Origin of the sequence: Sorangium sp. So ce295, from assembly GCF_051527405.1 — a bacterium.
Lineage (GTDB): Bacteria > Myxococcota_A > Polyangia > Polyangiales > Polyangiaceae > Sorangium > Sorangium cellulosum_B.
On sequence record NZ_CP150324.1, the window covers coordinates 9,383,347 to 9,398,986 of the forward strand.

Genomic DNA, 15,640 nt, shown 5'->3' on the forward strand with positions numbered 1-15,640 from the left:
TTCCCCGAGCGCCGCGCAGGCTACGGGGGAGCCATGCGGGTCACCATCGTGGGCGCGGGGGCGCTCGGGCGGATCTACGGCGTGCGCCTCGCCACCCAGGGAGACGACGTCACGTTCGTGGTCCGGCCCGAGCGCGCCGGCGACGTACGGCCGTTCGTGGTCGAGCAGGTGAACGGCGCCGATCGACGCGACACGCTCGATCGCCCGCGCCTCGCGGCCGAGATCCCGGCCGACGCGGACGTCGTCCTGATCACCGTGCGCTTCGATCAGCTCGTCCCGCGCGCTGACCTCGGCGGCGCCGCGCAGCGCGCGGCGGGCGGCAGCTCGGTGGCGGAGCTGCTCCGCGGCGGCCCGGCCGCGCCCGCCGTGGTGCTCACGCCGCTCCTGCCCAGGCAGCGCGCCGACCTCGAGGAGGCCGCCCAGCGCCGCATCACCCCCGCGATGCCGGGCGTCTCGGGCTACCTCGACGAGCGCGGCGTGGTCCGCGCCTGGATCACCGAGCTCGCGCCCACGCTCATCGACGAAGAGGGAGGCGCCCCCGCGGAGCGACCGCCGCTCGAGGAGCTCGCGCGCCGCCTCACGAGCGCCGGTGTCCCGGCGCGGCTCGAGCCCGACGTGGGCGCGCAGAACGTGGCCACCACGACCGCGTTCTTCCCGCTGATCGTTGCCATCGACGCGGGCGGCGGGGTGAGCGCACTGCTCGAGAACGACGGCGTGCTCCGCACCGTGATCGAGGCCACAAGGGAGTCCGTGGCGCTCGCGGACCGGCTGGGCAAGGTGGCCCCGTGGACGAAGCTCCTCCTCCGGTTCATCGGGCCGCTCACGTTGAAGCCGGGCGTCGCGCTCGTGCGCCTGCTGGCCCCGGAGTTCTTGCGGTTCCTCGACGTGCATTTCGGCCCCAAGCTCCACGCGCAGCACCTCGCGATGGGCGCCACCGTCCTCGAGATGGGCCGGGAGCGCGGCGTGAGCATGCCGGCGCTCGAGCGGCTGCTCGCGCACCTCGGCGGCCGTCCACGGGCGCGCTGAGCCGCGGCCTCCTGCGCGCGCCGGCGTGCCGCGGCGCCGGCGTGTCGCTGCGTCAGCGCGCGCGCGCGGCCGCGAGCTGCGCCGCGAGCACGATCGCCTCGCGCATGCCGCGCGGGTCGGCGCGCCCCGTTCCCGCGAGATCGTACGCGGTGCCATGGTCGACGCTCGTGCGCACGATCGGCAGGCCGAGCGTGACGTTCACGGCCTCGCCGAAGCCCAGGAGCTTGCTCGGGATCGTCGCCTGGTCGTGGTACATGGCGACGACCCCGTCGAGCGCGCCGCGCGCCGCGAGCCGGAACGCCGTCTCCGCGCCGACGGGCCCGGTCAGCTCCGCCGCCGGGCCCGAGCGCGAAAGCCGCCGCGCCGCGAGGCGGATCCCCGGCGTGATCCGCACCTGCTCTTCGTCGCCGAGGAGCCCGCCTTCGCCTGCGTGCGGGTTGAGCGCGGCGACGGCCACGCGCGGCCTCTCGCGGCCGAGATCGCCGAGCAGCCGCGCGAGCCACACCGCGGCGCGCGCCACCTCGCGCGGGCTCACCGCGTCCGGCACCTCGCGCAGCGGCACGTGGGTCGTCACGAGGGCGGTCACGAGCTTGCCCGAGGCGAAGGCCATCGTGACCTCGCGCGCGCGGAGCCGCCGGCCCAGGTGCTCGGTGTGCCCGAGGAAATCGGCGGACCCCGGCGCGCCGCTCGTGGCGATCGCGTGCTTCGACGCGGGCCCCGTGACCAGCGCCGCCGCGACGCCTTCGCGGACCAGATCCGTCGCCGCGTCGATCCACGCGAGCTGCGCCGCGCCGTCCTCGGCCTCGGGCCGACCGAACGCGCTCGGCCGCGAGAGCCGCGCGCTGCCCGCCCAGAGCCCGATCGTGCCGGGCGCGAGCTCCTCGATGGCGGCGCGCCCATCGACGACGACGAGCCGGCGGGCGGCGACCCGGACGAGCTTCGCTGCCCGCCGGATGATCGCCTCATCGCCGACGAGCACGCAGCGCGCGCCCTCGACGGACGCCGCGCCGGCCACGGCCACCTCGGGGCCCACCCCGCTGGGGCACCCGACGCTGATCGCGACGATCGGCGGCCCGGCGGGGCGCGAGCGACCACCGCTGCGCGCCGCACCGGCGGCGGTCGCTCGCGCGCCGCCGCGGCGAACCGGCGACGTCATCGGGTGATGCGCCGCTCGCGCCCGGACGGCGTGGCGTCGTTCGCCGACGGCGCCGCTGGCCGCTTACCCTGCGCGGCCTCGTCCTCGTCGCCCTCGTCCTCGTCGCCCTCGTCCTCGTCGCCCTCGTCCTCGTCCTCGTCGCGCAGCTCCCCGCGCTCGTCGCCCTGGGCCTCCTCGCCGGCCCCGCTCCGCTGGAGCGCCCTGCTCGCGTCGCCGCCCTCGGGACCACCGGCGCCGGGGATCGGCGACTCGAGGCGGTACCCGGCGCCGCGCAGCGTGACGAGCGGCAGCGCCGCGCCGAGCTTCGCCCGGAGACGCCTCACGTGGATGTCGACGGTCCGCGCGCCGCCCTCGTACTGGCTGCCCCAGACACGGCGAAGAAGCTCCGTCCGCGACACAACTTTTCCGCGGCGCTCGCACACGTACGAGAGCAGCGCGAACTCCTTCGCGGTGAGCGGCACGTGCATGCCGCCGACCGAGACGTCGTGGGCCGCACGATCGATGACGATCGCGCCCACCTTCACCCGCTCCTCGGTCGCGAACTCGCTGCGGCGCCACTCGACGAGGCGCACGCGCGCGTAGAGCTCGGCGGGCACATACGGCACGAGCAGGAAGTCGTCGAAGCCGCTGGACGGCTCGATCCGCGCGATCTGCGCGACGCTCACGGCGACAAGCGCGCCGACCTCCTCGAGGCGCGGCTCGCGGCGCAGCGCGCGCAGCGCCGCGGCGGCCAGGTCCGGCCTGTCGAGCGCCTCGACGACGATCGCCCGCGCCTTGCTCTCGTCGTCGTGGAAGAGCCGCGGTGGATCATCCCAGAGATCCAGGGTCCGCACGTCAGCGCCCAGCGAGCGCAAGACCGATGCGGCACCCTCGTCGCGCTCCAGATCCGGTCCGTGTCCAACGATGGCTATGAACGAGCGACGCGCCATGAACGCCCCGTATACGGGTGTCACGACGGGCCGGCAAGACGCACCGCGCTAAACCCACCAATACCGCTGCGGGCCTTACCTTCCGCCTGGCGTTCCAGCCTTGAAAATCAGCCGATCCGCGTTCCACCGACCGTGATGAGATCGATCTTGATTGTGGGGCAGCCAACACCCACGGGGACGCTCTGTCCGTCCTTGCCGCACGTCCAGATGCCGTCGGAGACGGCGACGTCGTGGCCGAGCATGGTGACGCGCCGGAGCACCTCGGGGCCGTTGCCGATGAGGTTCACGCCCTTGAGGGGCGCGGTCAGCTTGCCGTCCTCGATGAGGTAGCTCTCGGTCAGAGAGAACACGAAATCGCCGTTCGAGATGTCGACCTGGCCGCCGCCGAACTTCTTCGCGAAGACGCCTCGCTTCACGGACCTCACGATCTCCTCGGGATCATGCGGGCCCGCGAGCAGGATGGTGTTCGTCATCCTGGGCATCGGCGCGGCGGCGAAGCTCTCGCGCCGCCCGTTGCCGGTCGGCGTGAGCCCGAAGTGCCGGGCCGACAGCCGGTCGTGCATGTACCCGACGAGCTTGCCGTTCTCGATGAGGGTGCTGCGCTCGGGCTCGTGCCCCTCGTCGTCCACGTTGATCGTGCCGCGCGACTGGAGGAGCGTCGCGTCGTCCACCACCGTGCAGAGCGGGCTCGCGACGTCCTTGCCGATCTGTCCCGCGTAGTTGCTGGTCCCCTTGCGGTTGAAGTCCGCCTCGAGCCCGTGCCCCACCGCCTCGTGGAGCAGGATGCCGCTGTCGCCCGGGGCGAGCACGACGTTCATCTCGCCGGCGGGCGCGTCGCGGGCGTCGAGCATCGCGACCGCCTGCCGCGCGGCCTCCTCGGCGTGCCACTCCGGCGACTTGCCCTCGAAGTAGGCCGTCGTCATGCGCCCGCCGCCGCCGCTCGAGCCTTCCTGACGCTTTCCGCTGCGCTCGGCGAGCGCCCGCACGCCGAAGCGGATGAGCGGCTGGACGTCGTGCGCCATCCGCCCGTCGCTCGTGGCCACGAGGACCTCGCGCACCTCCTCGACGAAGCTCGCCTCCGCCTTGACGATGCTGGGGTCGTAGGCGAGCGCCGCGGCGCTCGCGCGCTCGAGCAGCGCGCGCTTCGCGAGCCCGGGGGCGTCGAGCGAGATGCTGGGCAGCTCGTAGCGGGTCGGCAGCTCGCGGCGCCTGAGCTCGATCTTCTCCTTGCCGCCCGAGCCCGTCGCGATCTGCGCCGCCGTCTCGGCCGCGCGCCGCATCGCCTCCCAGGTGAGGTCCTCCGTGTACGCGTACCCGGTCGCGTCCCCTCGCTGGACGCGGACGCCGACCCCCATCGACACCCCACGCGAGGCCGCCTTGAGGATCCCTTCGTCGAAGGTGAACCCGCCTCCGGCGCGGTACTCGAAGAAGAGGTCAGCGTAATCACCACCCTTGGACAGGGCGACCGAGAGGAGCCGCTCGCAAAGCGCGGCGTCGACGGCATTTTCCTCTCCAGGAGCGAACGGGGCACGGTAGGCCTGGCTGCGCGACATGGTGCCCAACTCTAGGTCCATTCGCCGGGACGGTCGAGAAACGGCGGCGCTCCGGTGCGCCCTCCCGCCGGCGCCCGCGCTCGGCCCCGGCGGCGGCCGAGCGCGCGACCTACCCCCTCTGCCCTTCATCCGGCGCGGCGCGCACCCATCGCCCGCGCGCGATGGGTGCCCCGGGCGCGCCCGCGCCCCCGGGGATCGCGGGGTCGCGCGACCTCCTGCGGGGCGGCCGCGGGTCGCGGAAGATCGCACGAAATGTGCAACAAGGCCGCTCGACTGCTAGGCTTAACGCTGTCTTCGCGGGAATGGCGGCGCTCGCCACCTTCCCCGCGATCTTCGCGAATCCCCGGCCGTTCAGCGCGTTCCTACAGGTAGGGCGCGCTCTTCGACGCGCCTCGACCGGACCGCCCAGCGTCCGACCGGGGCGGGGGCTCGCGGCCACCGCGCCATGTGGTCGCCGCGTCGCCAGACAGGGCCCCCGGGGGGCCGCACACTGCAAACAAGCACCTTCGCGGTAGCTTCCGGAACTTCCGGTGCCGCGCGCTTGTACGTGGTGGCGGGATTGGCTAGGTGTTTTTTAGGCGAGGTGAGGGATGCCGACGAGGCGCCCGAGCAACGCCTTGCTGCCCTCAGCAGGAGATTCCCATCGCCGTGGCGGTCGATCGCGACAAGGTACTCCAGACCGCGCAGAAGCTTGTCGAGCGGAAGCGCTTCGACAAGGCGATCGCCGAGTACCAGAAGCTGGTCGCAGACGATCCGAAGGACGTCCGCACGCTGCTCAAGATCGGCGACCTCTACCTGAAGACGGAGGAGTACGTCGAGGCGATCACCACCTACGAGCGCGTCGGCCAGTTCTACTCCCTCCAGGGCTTCGCGCTCAAAGCGATCGCTGTTTACAAGCAGATCCGCGAGATCATCCACAAGCACGTCCCGCAGTACGAGGATCGCTTCGGCCACATCGTCCCGCGCCTCGCGGAGATCTACACGCAGCTCGGGCTCACGAGCGACGCGCTCGCCGCCTACGACGAGGTCGCGACGCGCCTGCTCCGCGCGGGGCGCGACCGCGACGCGATCGACATCTTCAAGCGGGTCGTCGATCTCGACCCGAACAACCCCCTCGCCTATCTCCGCCTCGCGGAGGCGCTGATCCGGGTCCGCGACTACGACGCCGCGATCCAGCGCTTCGGGACGGCGGCCGAGCTCCTGCTCAAGCTCGGGCGGCGCGACGACGCGCTGAAGGTGGTCGAGCGCCTGCTGCAGCACCGCCCCGACGCCCGATTCGCGCGCATGGCCGCCGAGATCTACCTCGACCGCGGCGACCCGAGCGACGGGATGTCGGCCCTGACAAAGCTCCAGATCGCGTTCAAGGAGAACCCGAAGGACCTCGAGACGCTCGCGCTCCTCGCCCGCGCCTTCGACCTGCTCGGGCAGCCGGCCAAGGCGATCGAGGTGCAGAAGGAGTCGGCGCGCATCGCCAAGGAGGCCGGGCGGGTCGACCAGTTCACCGCGCTCATCTCGGCCCTGATCACGCGCGCCCCGAACGACGAGGGCGTGCGCCAGCTCGCCGCCCAGATCGCGCCCTCGTCGAGGAACACGCGCGCGTCGATCGACGTCGAGCTCGAGGAGGAGGACGAGGAGGCGGAGGACGAGGAGGCGGAGGAGCTCGACGTCGAGGACGACGAGCCCGCGTCCGCGGTGCCCATCCCGCTCCGCGCGTCGCAGCCCTCGACGTCGCCGATCGCGAGCCCGAGGCAGCTCGTCGCGCACGCCGAGAGCCTCCGGCGCGACCGGCAGTACGACAAGGCGGTCGCCCTCCTCAAGGGCGGCGTCGCCCGGCTGCCGGCCGCTCGAGAGCTGCGCGAGAAGCTCTGCGATGTCCTGATCGAGGCGGGCGACCAGGACGCCGCCGTCGAGCAGATGCTCGCGTTCGCGCAGCAGCTGGCCAGCGAGGACGCCGTCGACGACGCGGCGAGGCTCCTCGACGAGGTGCTGCTCCTCGATCCCGGCAACGCCCAGGCCACGGAGATGCTCAACCTGCTCGGCTACGCCGTGCCGCAGGAGGAAGAGCTCGCGGAGGAAGACGCCGCCGGGCCGGGAGCCTCGCCGACGGCTGGCGAGAACGACGCGTATGCGTCCGAGGTGCCGAGCCAGGACCTCTACGACCCCGACGCGCCGCTGCCCGCGTACACCCTCGATGAAGACGGCGTCGTCGAGGCGCTCCCCCGGCGGCCCGAGCTCGTCACGCACCTCGACGATCCGTTCGCGAACGAGCCGCCGCTGCCGAGCTTCCCGATCGAGGACGTCGAAGAGGTCGAGGACGTCGAGGAGCTCGAGGCCATCGACGACGAGGAGGAGGAGACGGCGTCGGTCAACCCGAGCCGCGTGCCTGAGCACCCCCTCGCCGTCGCTGCGTCCCAGGCTCCGCCGCCGGCGTCCTCGATACCTCCCCCGCCCGTGCTCGCCGCGCCGCCGCCGGCCCTGTACAGCCCGGTGTCGGGCCGACCGGCGTCGGTCCGGCCGGTGTCGGGCCGCTCCGTGCCGCCGGGCTCCTTGCGGCGCGCGGACGCGCTCGACGAGGACGCGCTCGAGGAGGTCGAGTTCTTCGCGCAGCACGGGATGTTCGACGAGGCGCGGAACATCCTCGAGGAGCAGCTGGCGCGGCTGCCGAACCACCCGCTGCTGATGGAACGGCTGCGTGAGGTCACGGAGCTGGCCTCGGACGCGCGGGGGGTGGTGCGGGCGGCGACCGACAACGAGAGCGGCACCCGGGCCGTCCCGCGCGGCAGCGAGCGGCCGGACGAGGATCGCGCGTTCGACATCGCCGAGTCGCTCAAGATGATCGACGAGCTCGAGGTCGTGCCGGGCTCGGTGACGGGCGTCCAGGACGATCCTCGGCAGATCAGCGTCGAGAGCGTCTTCGAGCAGTTCAAGGCGGGCGTCGCGGCGCAGATCTCCGAGTCCGACGCGTCGACGCACTACGATCTCGGCGTCGCCTACAAGGAGATGGGCCTCTACGCCGACGCCATCGGCGAGTTCGAGCTCGCCGCCCGCGACCCCGGGCGAGAGTGCGTCTGCCAATCGATGATCGGCGTCACCCACCTCCAGATGGGCAACATCGAGGCGGGCATCGACGCGCTCATCCGCGGGCTGCACGCCTCGCACAAGACGGTCGAGCAGGAGCTCGCGCTGACCTACGAGATCGCGAACGCCTACGAGATGCGCGGCGTCCCCGAGCAGGCGCTCTACTACTTCCAGCGCGTCGCCCGGATGAGCCCGAGCTACGGCGACCCGCGCGGCAGCGTGGCGGAGCGGCTGCGCCGCATCGACGTCCCGAAGCCAGCCGCGCGCGCCGTCGGCGCCGAGATGATCGCGGACGAGTTCGACGCCGCCTTCGACGACATGCTCCCGAGCGGCAAGCTGCCCTGACCACCGCTCGCGTGCGGTCGCGCGGGCGCGCCCTGGAACCGCCAGAAATTGGGCCACGGCGGGCGCTCTCCGGTACCGGACGAGCATGAACCGACCGCTCCTCCTCGCCGCCCTCACCTCGGTCCTGGCTGCTGGCTGCGGCGCCGGGATCGAGACGAACGCTCGCTCCGGTCGCCCGCAGGACGCCTCCGCCAAGGTGGCGGCGCAAGCGCGGCGCGAGGTCCCGCAACGCGCGAAGGGCTCGGACGAGCGCGGCCCGATCGCCGAGGAGGCGCCCGGCGCGCGCAAGCCCGGCGATTATGTGGCCTACCGGTTCTCGGGCAGCTTCAGGAAGACGCCGCTGCTCCTCACGCAGCGTGTGGTCGCGCGCGAGGGGGACGTCCTCGTGGTCGACGTGACCCTCGAGGACGGCAAGAAGACCGAGGCGCTGCGGGTCCGCATGAGCGACGAGCCCAGCAGGCGCGGTGAGATCCTCGGCGCGGCGTGGATCGACGACGGCGCGGAGCGACCGGCGACCCTCTCGGCCTACGACGCGATGATGGCCAAGACCGCGCTCGCCGCCGACGAGAACGAGGACGTGCTCGGCAGCGAGGCGGTGAACGTCGAGGTCGGCGGCTCCTCCATCCCGTGCCAGCGGACGAGCTTCCGCGTGCGCATCGGCAAGACGAAGGCGACGATGCGCACGCTCCAGAGCGACGACTTCGCCTGGGGCGACGTGGGCGGTGAGATCACGGCGGAGGACGGGCGCGTGCTCTACCGCGCCGAGCTGATCGACAGGGGCCACGCGGACACGGACGAGCGCGCGGCCGCCGGCGCAGAGCCCGGCCCCGCGCCCCGGCCGGCGACCGTGGCGCGCTCCGCCGGCGAGGACGAGGCGTACGACGACTACGAAGACTGAGCCGGCAGGGGCGCGTCGCCCCGATTTCCCTTCGCGACGAGGATCTCGATCGAGCGCGCGGCCGCCGCTTTGACGAGGTGGCCCATCTTCGGGTGCTCGGGCTCGAAATCCGGCTCGATCCCCTCGGCGCGCAGCGCCTCCGTGCAGACCGGCCCGATGGACGCCACCACGCCCCGCGCGAGCGCGGCGCGCAGCCGCTCGACGAGCCCCTCCTCGGCCGCCACGAGGAGCGCGTGCTCGACCTGCGCACGGCTCGTGAAGAGCGTGATCGCCGCGCCGCCGTCCGCCATGAGGCGGAGCGCCTGCCGCAGCGGCGCCGTGTCCTCCGGGAGCGCCCAGCGGTACACCGGCACCGGCGTGACCTGCGCGCCGGCCGCCGAGAGGCTCGCGTAGAGCTCGTGGCTCGGCGCGCCGTGCTCCTGGACGGCGACGCGCTTTCCGCGCAGGTCGCCGAGCGCGCTGACGGCCTCGACGATCTCTCGCCAGGTGTTCGGCTCGCGGACGGTGATGAACCCGGTCAGGCCCAGCTCACGCAGCGCCGTGGCCGGCTTGGGGCCGCGCACGACGATCTGCACGGACGAGAGCGCCGCCGCCAGGAGAGATACGCCCTGGGCGTCCGCGCCACCGTCGCTATCGGACGCCCCGCCGCCGCCCTGGTTCGGCTCGAGCGCAGGCGCCGCCTCCGCCACGAGCGCCCGGGTCCCGACGCCGGTCATCAGGATCACGAGGTCGAACTCGGCGCCCGCGAGGCGCCGCGCGAAATCGAGGGCGCGCTCGTTCCTCTCGATGGGCACCTCGCGGAGCGTGGGCGCCGTGACGGGCACGCCGCCATACCGCTGGATCAGCGAGGCCATCTCGGAGGCGCGGCGGCTCTCGAAGCAGATGACGCTGCGCCCGGCGAAGTCGGACGGCGCGGGCGGAGAAGGACGGTCGTTTCGTGGGTGGGTGGGCGTGCTCACCCGCGCAGCATAGCCCGGGTCCGGCGCTGGCGGGTTTCGGGCGGTGGACCAGTTTGCTAAGCTCCTCCGTGTGAGCCATCCGATGAGCAACGAGGCATCCGGGGTCCAGGGGAGCGGGCTCTCGCGTGCGGCGTCGGAGAACGACGTCGGCCCTGATCCCGTCATCGGCGCGGGCATCGCGCTGCTCGGCATCTTCTTGATGGGGGTGGGGGGCGCGCAGGGCGCGCACTACCTCTTCAACTTCGGCGTGCTCGTGGCGGTGCTCGGGGCCGTCCTGTTCGTCCTGTTCGTGGCGCTCACGGCGCTGAAGCAGCGACGGGCGCTCGGCCTCGCGAGCCGCGCTCCGAGCCCCGAAGGCAGCGCCGAGCAGCGCGACGCGCGCGACTGATCGGCCGAGCGCCACCGGCGCCCGGCAGCAGCGCGACGCGCGCGATGGATCAGCCGAGCGCCACTGGTGCCCGGCAGCAGCGCGACCTACGCGACCGATCAGCCGAGCGGCGCTCGCGCCCGGCTCACGCCGGGGGCTCGCCGCCGGGATCGCTCCGGTCGTCCGGCGGCGCCGGGGAGCCCGCCGGATGGCCGGCCTCGATGGAGAGGTCGGGCTCGATGTCAGCGAGCGAGACGCCGAGCTCCTCGGCGATGCGCTCGATCTCGGCCCGCTCGGCCGGCGTGGGCGCGCCGTCCGCCGCCGCGAGCCGGATCAAGAGGCGCACGACCTCCACCCGCTCGCTCGCGTTGCAGAGCGCCTTGAGCTCGCGGTAACAGCGGTCGACCTCGCCCTCCTGGAGCGCGGGCAGCTTGCCCTGGAGGGCGTTGAACACCGCCTCGACGCCGCTCGGCGCGAGCCCGTCGACGTGCGTGAGCAGCTCGCGGAGCAGCTCGTCTTCCTTGTCGGAGAAGCGGCCGTCGACGCAGGCGACCTTGCCGAGCAGGACGATGACGGTGGCGATGTAGCGGAGGACGACCGCCTCGTCGTCCGGGAGCGCCGCGCGGAGCTCCGTCAGGAGGGCGTCGAGGTTCGGGAACGAGCCCCCCTGCTTCAGGCCGAGCCAGGCGAGGAGTCCCACGTGATGAGGCTACCAGATCCTCGCCGGGCAGGGCAGCCCGGCGGAGCCCCGCCCTCTGTACCCGTTACGCCCGTCACCGCGGTCGTCCATGTTGCCGTCTTCGTCCATTTCCCAGCGCCCTACTCCTCGCCGCCGCGGTCCGCAATCCAATCGTCCACGGGGTTGTCGGACTTCGGGGTCTTCAGGATCGAGCCGTCAGGCCCGTCCTTGCGCACCACGAGCGTGCGCCGCGTCGTGGTGTCGGGCGTCTCGCGCGCGACCACGGTGATCACGTTGACCCCCGGCCGGAGCGGCGCCTCGAACGCGAACTCGGCCTTCTTCGGGTCGGCGCCGTCGCGGTTCGACTTGTAGTAGAGCTTCCGCGACCCGACGAAGATGAAGGTGTCGAGCAGCCGCTCGCTGTCCGACGCCGTCCCCGTGATCTTCACGGTGCCGGCGGTCGTCGCCAGCGCCGCCGCGGCGATGTCCAGCGTCGGCGGCGCGTGCGAGTAGAGGTCCTCGAACGCGACCGCCGCCGGGGCCGGCCCGCCGCCAGGGGTCACCTCGCGCGCCGCGACGAACGCGAAGCGCCCCGCGCCGAGGTCGATCTTGAGGAACCCGCCTGGCGCCTCGCCGAGCACCTTGACCACGGCGCCCGCCGGGAGCCGGCCGAACCCGCGCGCGCTCGCCTCGGGCGACGGGAGCAGGGTCGCCCCCTCCGCCCCGGCCTTCATGGTGGAGCCGCCGCCGCTCAGCTGGATGCGCGGCGAGATCGGGATCTTCACCTTCTCGCTGGCGAACTCGCGGAGATCGCGATCGCCGACCGAGAGCGTGAGGGTCGCCTCGGGCTCCGACAGCTGCTGCTCCACGTCGAAGCTGAAGACGACCTTGCGCACGTCGCCCGGCTTGATGTTCGAGATGTCGAAGCGCCCCGCGTGCAGCATGAGCCCGTCGCCCGAGAGGTTCGCGATGTTCGCCTGCGTCTCGTACGACGGCCCCTTGCCGACGTTCTTGACGGTCAGGTACATGCTGACCCGCTCGCCCTTCTGGATGAGCCCGTCGCCGTTGCCCTCGCGGTCGTCCGCGAGCTGATAGGCGTACTGGAAGAGCGGCCGGTCGAGCGCGCGCACCGTGGGCCGGATCTCGACCGCCGGCGGCTCCGGCGCGGCGGCGACCTCGAACTTCACCCTGAGGCCGTCGCTCCGCGAGAGGGCGTCCATCGGGATCGTGCAGACGCGCTTCTCGTTCGCCTTCCTCGGCTTCGTCGAGCCGACCTTCCGCCCCTCGACCTCGCACCAGCCGAGCGGCGCCTTCGCGCTCTTCGTCTGGCCGGGGCCGATCTTGCCGAAGATGAGCTCCTTGCTGTCGAAGTACGGGTTGTCGCTCTCCGTCGTCCCACGGAGCCGGTAGACCGGCTGCTTTCCGTTGTTCTTGACCGTGACCCGGAGCTCCATCGGCTGCCCCGCGGTCACCTCGGCGCTCGGACGGTCGGTCTCGACCTTCACGTCGAGCTCGGACTTCGCCGCCGGCGTGACCCCCTCGGGCGCGTCGGACCAGTCGACGCCGAGCTTCGTCAGCTCGGCCGCGACCTTGCCGAGCTCCTCCTTGCCGACCTGATCGATGTAGTCGTGCATCGCCCGGAGCTGCTGGAGCCTCGGCGTGGAGGGCGGCATCCGCGCGGCGAGCTCCCGCGCGAAGCGGATGGGGAAGTCGACGGAGAAGTCCTCGTCGATGTCGCCCCCGCGCTCCCGCATCTGCTCGCGGTCGGCGCTCGTGAGCTGGTAGCGGACGACCTCGGACGGCTTGCCCGCGGCCGCCGCGCGCGCGTTCGAGAGGTGCGCCGAGAGATCGCGCTCCCGGAGCCCATCCTTCTGGACCGTGAGATCCATCTCGAGCTCGTCGACCGTCATGGGATCGAGCTCGATGTCCGGCGTGACGCCGACGCCCTGGATGGAGATGTCGCCCGGGGTCAGGTACTGCGCGATCGTGAGCTTGAGGGCCGCCTTCTCGGCCGTGACGTCGGGGAAGACGAGCTGCACGCTGCCCTTGCCGAACGTCTGCGAGCCCACGATGACGGCGCGATCGTTGTTCTTCAGCGCGCCGGCCACGATCTCGCTCGCGCTCGCGCTGTTGCCGCTCACGAGCACCACGATCGGGTACAGCGGCTCGGTGCCCGGCCCCTTGGCGCGCTTCTCCTCGCGCCCCTCGGAGGCGCCGACCGTGGACACGATGACGCCGTCGGCGAGGAACTTGTCGGCGATGCGCGCGGCCTGATCGAGCAGGCCGCCCGGGTTGCCGCGCAGATCGAGCACGAGCCCCTTCAGCTGCCCCTTGCTGCGCAGCCCGTCGAGCGCGGCGTCGAGCTCCGCGGTCGAGGTCGCCTGGAACGTCTTGAGCCGGACGTAGCCGACGCCGCCCTCGAGGGCGCGCGACTCGACGGACCTCACCTTGATCACCTCGCGGGTCAGCTCGAAGGCCTTCGGCCCCTGCCACCCGCCGTCGCCCTCGCGGGTCACCCACACGGTGACCGGGGTGCCGGGATCGCCGCGGAGCCTCCGCACAGCGTCGTCGAGCGGCATGTTGAGCGTCGACTCGTTGTTGATCTTCACGATCCGATCGAGCCGCTTGAGGCCCGCCCTGCCCGCGGGCGTGTCGGGCATCGGGTTCAGGACGGTGAGCATCTGGTCGCGGATCGAGATCACGACGCCGAGCCCGCCGAACGCGCCCGACGTGGAGAGGTTCATCTCCTTGTACGCCTCGGGGCTCAGGAACGACGAGTGCGGGTCGAGCGTGTGCAGCATGCCGTTGCACGCGGCGTACTCGACGTCCCGCAGATCGACCTCCGTGCCGCGGAGGTTCTTCTGGAGGAAGGTGAAGACCTCACGGAGGCGCGCGGAGACGTCCCAGGGGCCCTGGATGTTGTCGATCCGGAACTTCTTCTCGCTGGTCTCGACGCGGACGGTGACCTCGTTGGGATCCTCGTTGAGGACGATCACCTGCGCGACGTCGCGCTGGACGGCGTTGAGCGCCGACAGCAGCATCTCCTTCGGCTTGACGCGATCCGGCTCGACGTACTTGTCCCGGATCATCTTCAGCGTCTCGTTGACGGCCTCGAGGCGCGTGAGGTCGTACGGCGCCTTGGCCACCTGCCCGGTGACCGCGAGCGCCGGCTCGAACCCGCGCCAGAGCCCGCCAGGGCCGAACTGAAGGACGAAGTACGCTGCCAGCGGGAACGCGGCGGAGACGACGAGCGCCTTGGCGACGCGCTCCAGAGGTCGGTGAGGCATACGGCGATCGAGTATAGACGCACCCCAGCGAGCGTCGACCGACGTCGGCGCGCGATCGCCTCGATCGCCCCCGAACGCCGCGTTCCAGCGCGGGCGCTACACGGGCTTCTGCGTGTCTTCTTGCTTCTCTTCGGGCTTCGCCGGCAGCTGCTTGGCGGGATCCTCGTCCTCGTCGTCGCGGATCCCCTTCTTGAAATTCCGGATCCCCTCGCCGATCCCCTTCCCGATGTCAGCGATCCTCCCCGCGCCGAAGAGGAGCAAGGCGAGGCCGATGAGGAGAGCGATTTCGAGCGGTCCGATGCGGCCCATAGCGTTGATCCCTTGAAGGCTGCCGCGCGCTCGGCGGCAGGTCGGCGGGCCACGGCCCGGTTTGCGTCGACCCATACCACCCATCCTCCGCACCGGCAATGCAGCGGTTCGAAGCGCTGGGACCCGTGCTAGGCTCGCGCACCGGCTTCGCTGGAGGAGAGACGAGGCGCGTATGCACCCGCTCACTCCGCCAGCGGTTCACAAATCAAGACCGGCTCGACGACCCACACGGGATCGCCGGCCGGACGGCCCGGACGCCGGCCTCGGATGAGGCCGGCGGTGATCCATGGCTTGAGCCCTCGCAGGCTTCGCGACAGTCGACACGGGGAAAACACGATGCCGATGAACCGCTTGAATCGAAAGGCAGCGCATTGTCTGGCAGGAGCGTCGGTGGCAGCGGCGGTGCTCGCCGGCGCCGCCGGGCGCGCGAGCGCTCAGGAGGCGAGCGAGGGCGACACGGTGAGCGTCGACGGCAAGGGGATCGTCGGCGGCGCGCTGCTCGGCGGCGAGGTCGTGATGCTGACCATGGGGGCCATCGGGGTCGAGCGCGCCTGGCCGTACCTCGTGTTCGGCGGGCTCGGCGCGGTGGGCGGCGGCGTCGCCGGCTACTTCGTCGAGGCGGCGGATCCGCCCGCGGAGGTGCCGCTCTACATGCTCGCCGGCGGCATGGCGCTGGTCATCCCGACCCTCGTCGTCACCCTGAACGCCACCGCGTACAAGCCCCCCGACTCCGACCAGAGCGAGCCGATCCGCAACGAGCCGGCCGCCGAGCCCCCGCAGCCGGGGGTCAACGTCCAGCTCACGACGGACGCCGCGCAGATCCTCCGGCGGGCCCGCCGGGAAGAGCCCCGGCTCGGCCTCGTCGACATCACGCCGCGCCGGGTCGCGCTCGGCGTGCCCGCGCTCTCGTTCAAGCCGCTCTACTCGCAGGACGAGATGTTCAAGTTCGGCGTGGCGCAGGGGCACGAGGTCCGCGTCCCCGTCCTCCGGGCGACCTTCTGAGGGGCCCGGGGTCGCCCCGGGCGGCGGCGCGGGGCAGGCGCCCCCCTGCCCC

Annotated in this window: 12 protein-coding genes; 5 read left to right on the forward strand and 7 right to left on the reverse strand. The window is 72.4% G+C overall.

Features of this window, described 5'->3' with window-relative positions; translation table 11 throughout:
• Nucleotides 1–33: 33 nt before the first annotated feature.
• A complete protein-coding gene (locus WMF11_RS35590) occupies nt 34–1,026 on the forward strand; it encodes a ketopantoate reductase family protein (protein WP_437973892.1) in 993 nt (330 codons plus the stop codon).
• 52 nt (nt 1,027–1,078) lie between these two features.
• Here the strand turns inward: WMF11_RS35590 and pdxA are convergent, their stop codons facing one another.
• The 3 genes from pdxA to WMF11_RS35605 form a co-directional block, all read right to left on the reverse strand.
• Nucleotides 1,079–2,182: a 4-hydroxythreonine-4-phosphate dehydrogenase PdxA gene (gene pdxA, locus WMF11_RS35595; protein WP_437973893.1), complete on the reverse strand. Its 1,104-nt coding sequence runs from the start codon at nt 2,180–2,182 to the stop codon at nt 1,079–1,081.
• Nucleotides 2,179–3,015 (reverse strand): winged helix-turn-helix domain-containing protein, encoded by an 837-nt coding sequence (locus WMF11_RS35600; protein WP_437973894.1) that lies wholly within the window; start codon nt 3,013–3,015, stop codon nt 2,179–2,181. The genes pdxA and WMF11_RS35600 overlap by 4 nt, the downstream gene beginning before the upstream one ends.
• Nucleotides 3,016–3,218: 203 nt before the next feature.
• Nucleotides 3,219–4,664 (reverse strand): TldD/PmbA family protein, encoded by a 1,446-nt coding sequence (locus tag WMF11_RS35605; RefSeq protein ID WP_437294273.1) that lies wholly within the window; start codon nt 4,662–4,664, stop codon nt 3,219–3,221.
• Between the two features lie 648 nt (nt 4,665–5,312).
• Between WMF11_RS35605 and WMF11_RS35610 the strand changes: the two genes are divergently transcribed.
• The gene (locus tag WMF11_RS35610; protein WP_437973895.1) at nt 5,313–8,087 is read left to right on the forward strand and encodes a tetratricopeptide repeat protein; all 2,775 of its coding nucleotides are present in this window, start codon (nt 5,313–5,315) and stop codon (nt 8,085–8,087) included.
• An 85-nt stretch (nt 8,088–8,172) separates the two neighbouring features.
• On the forward strand, nt 8,173–8,985 hold the full coding sequence (locus WMF11_RS35615) for a hypothetical protein (RefSeq protein ID WP_437973896.1): 813 nt from the start codon (nt 8,173–8,175) through the stop codon (nt 8,983–8,985).
• Here the strand turns inward: WMF11_RS35615 and WMF11_RS35620 are convergent.
• A complete protein-coding gene (locus tag WMF11_RS35620; protein ID WP_437973897.1) occupies nt 8,973–9,944 on the reverse strand; it encodes a uroporphyrinogen-III synthase in 972 nt (323 codons plus the stop codon). The two genes, WMF11_RS35615 and WMF11_RS35620, sit on opposite strands and share 13 nt — an antisense overlap.
• Before the next feature lie 70 nt (nt 9,945–10,014).
• On the opposite strand from WMF11_RS35620, the gene WMF11_RS35625 reads away from it, so the two are divergent.
• Complete coding sequence (locus WMF11_RS35625) at nt 10,015–10,332, forward strand: hypothetical protein (protein WP_437543832.1); 318 nt, start codon at nt 10,015–10,017, stop codon at nt 10,330–10,332.
• Nucleotides 10,333–10,456: 124 nt separating this feature from the next.
• Here the strand turns inward: WMF11_RS35625 and WMF11_RS35630 are convergent, their stop codons facing one another.
• The 3 genes from WMF11_RS35630 to WMF11_RS35640 form a co-directional block, all read right to left on the reverse strand.
• Nucleotides 10,457–11,011, reverse strand: a complete 555-nt coding sequence (locus WMF11_RS35630; RefSeq protein WP_437903690.1) for a TerB family tellurite resistance protein — start codon at nt 11,009–11,011, stop codon at nt 10,457–10,459.
• A gap of 119 nt (nt 11,012–11,130) precedes the next feature.
• Nucleotides 11,131–14,277 (reverse strand): MXAN_5808 family serine peptidase, encoded by a 3,147-nt coding sequence (locus WMF11_RS35635; protein ID WP_437973898.1) that lies wholly within the window; start codon nt 14,275–14,277, stop codon nt 11,131–11,133.
• Between the two features lie 96 nt (nt 14,278–14,373).
• Nucleotides 14,374–14,586, reverse strand: coding sequence for a twin-arginine translocase TatA/TatE family subunit (locus tag WMF11_RS35640; RefSeq protein WP_437543838.1), 213 nt, complete (start codon nt 14,584–14,586; stop codon nt 14,374–14,376).
• Nucleotides 14,587–14,976: 390 nt separating this feature from the next.
• On the opposite strand from WMF11_RS35640, the gene WMF11_RS35645 reads away from it, so the two are divergent.
• A complete protein-coding gene (locus WMF11_RS35645) occupies nt 14,977–15,588 on the forward strand; it encodes a hypothetical protein (protein ID WP_437973899.1) in 612 nt (203 codons plus the stop codon).
• Nucleotides 15,589–15,640: the final 52 nt, after the last annotated feature.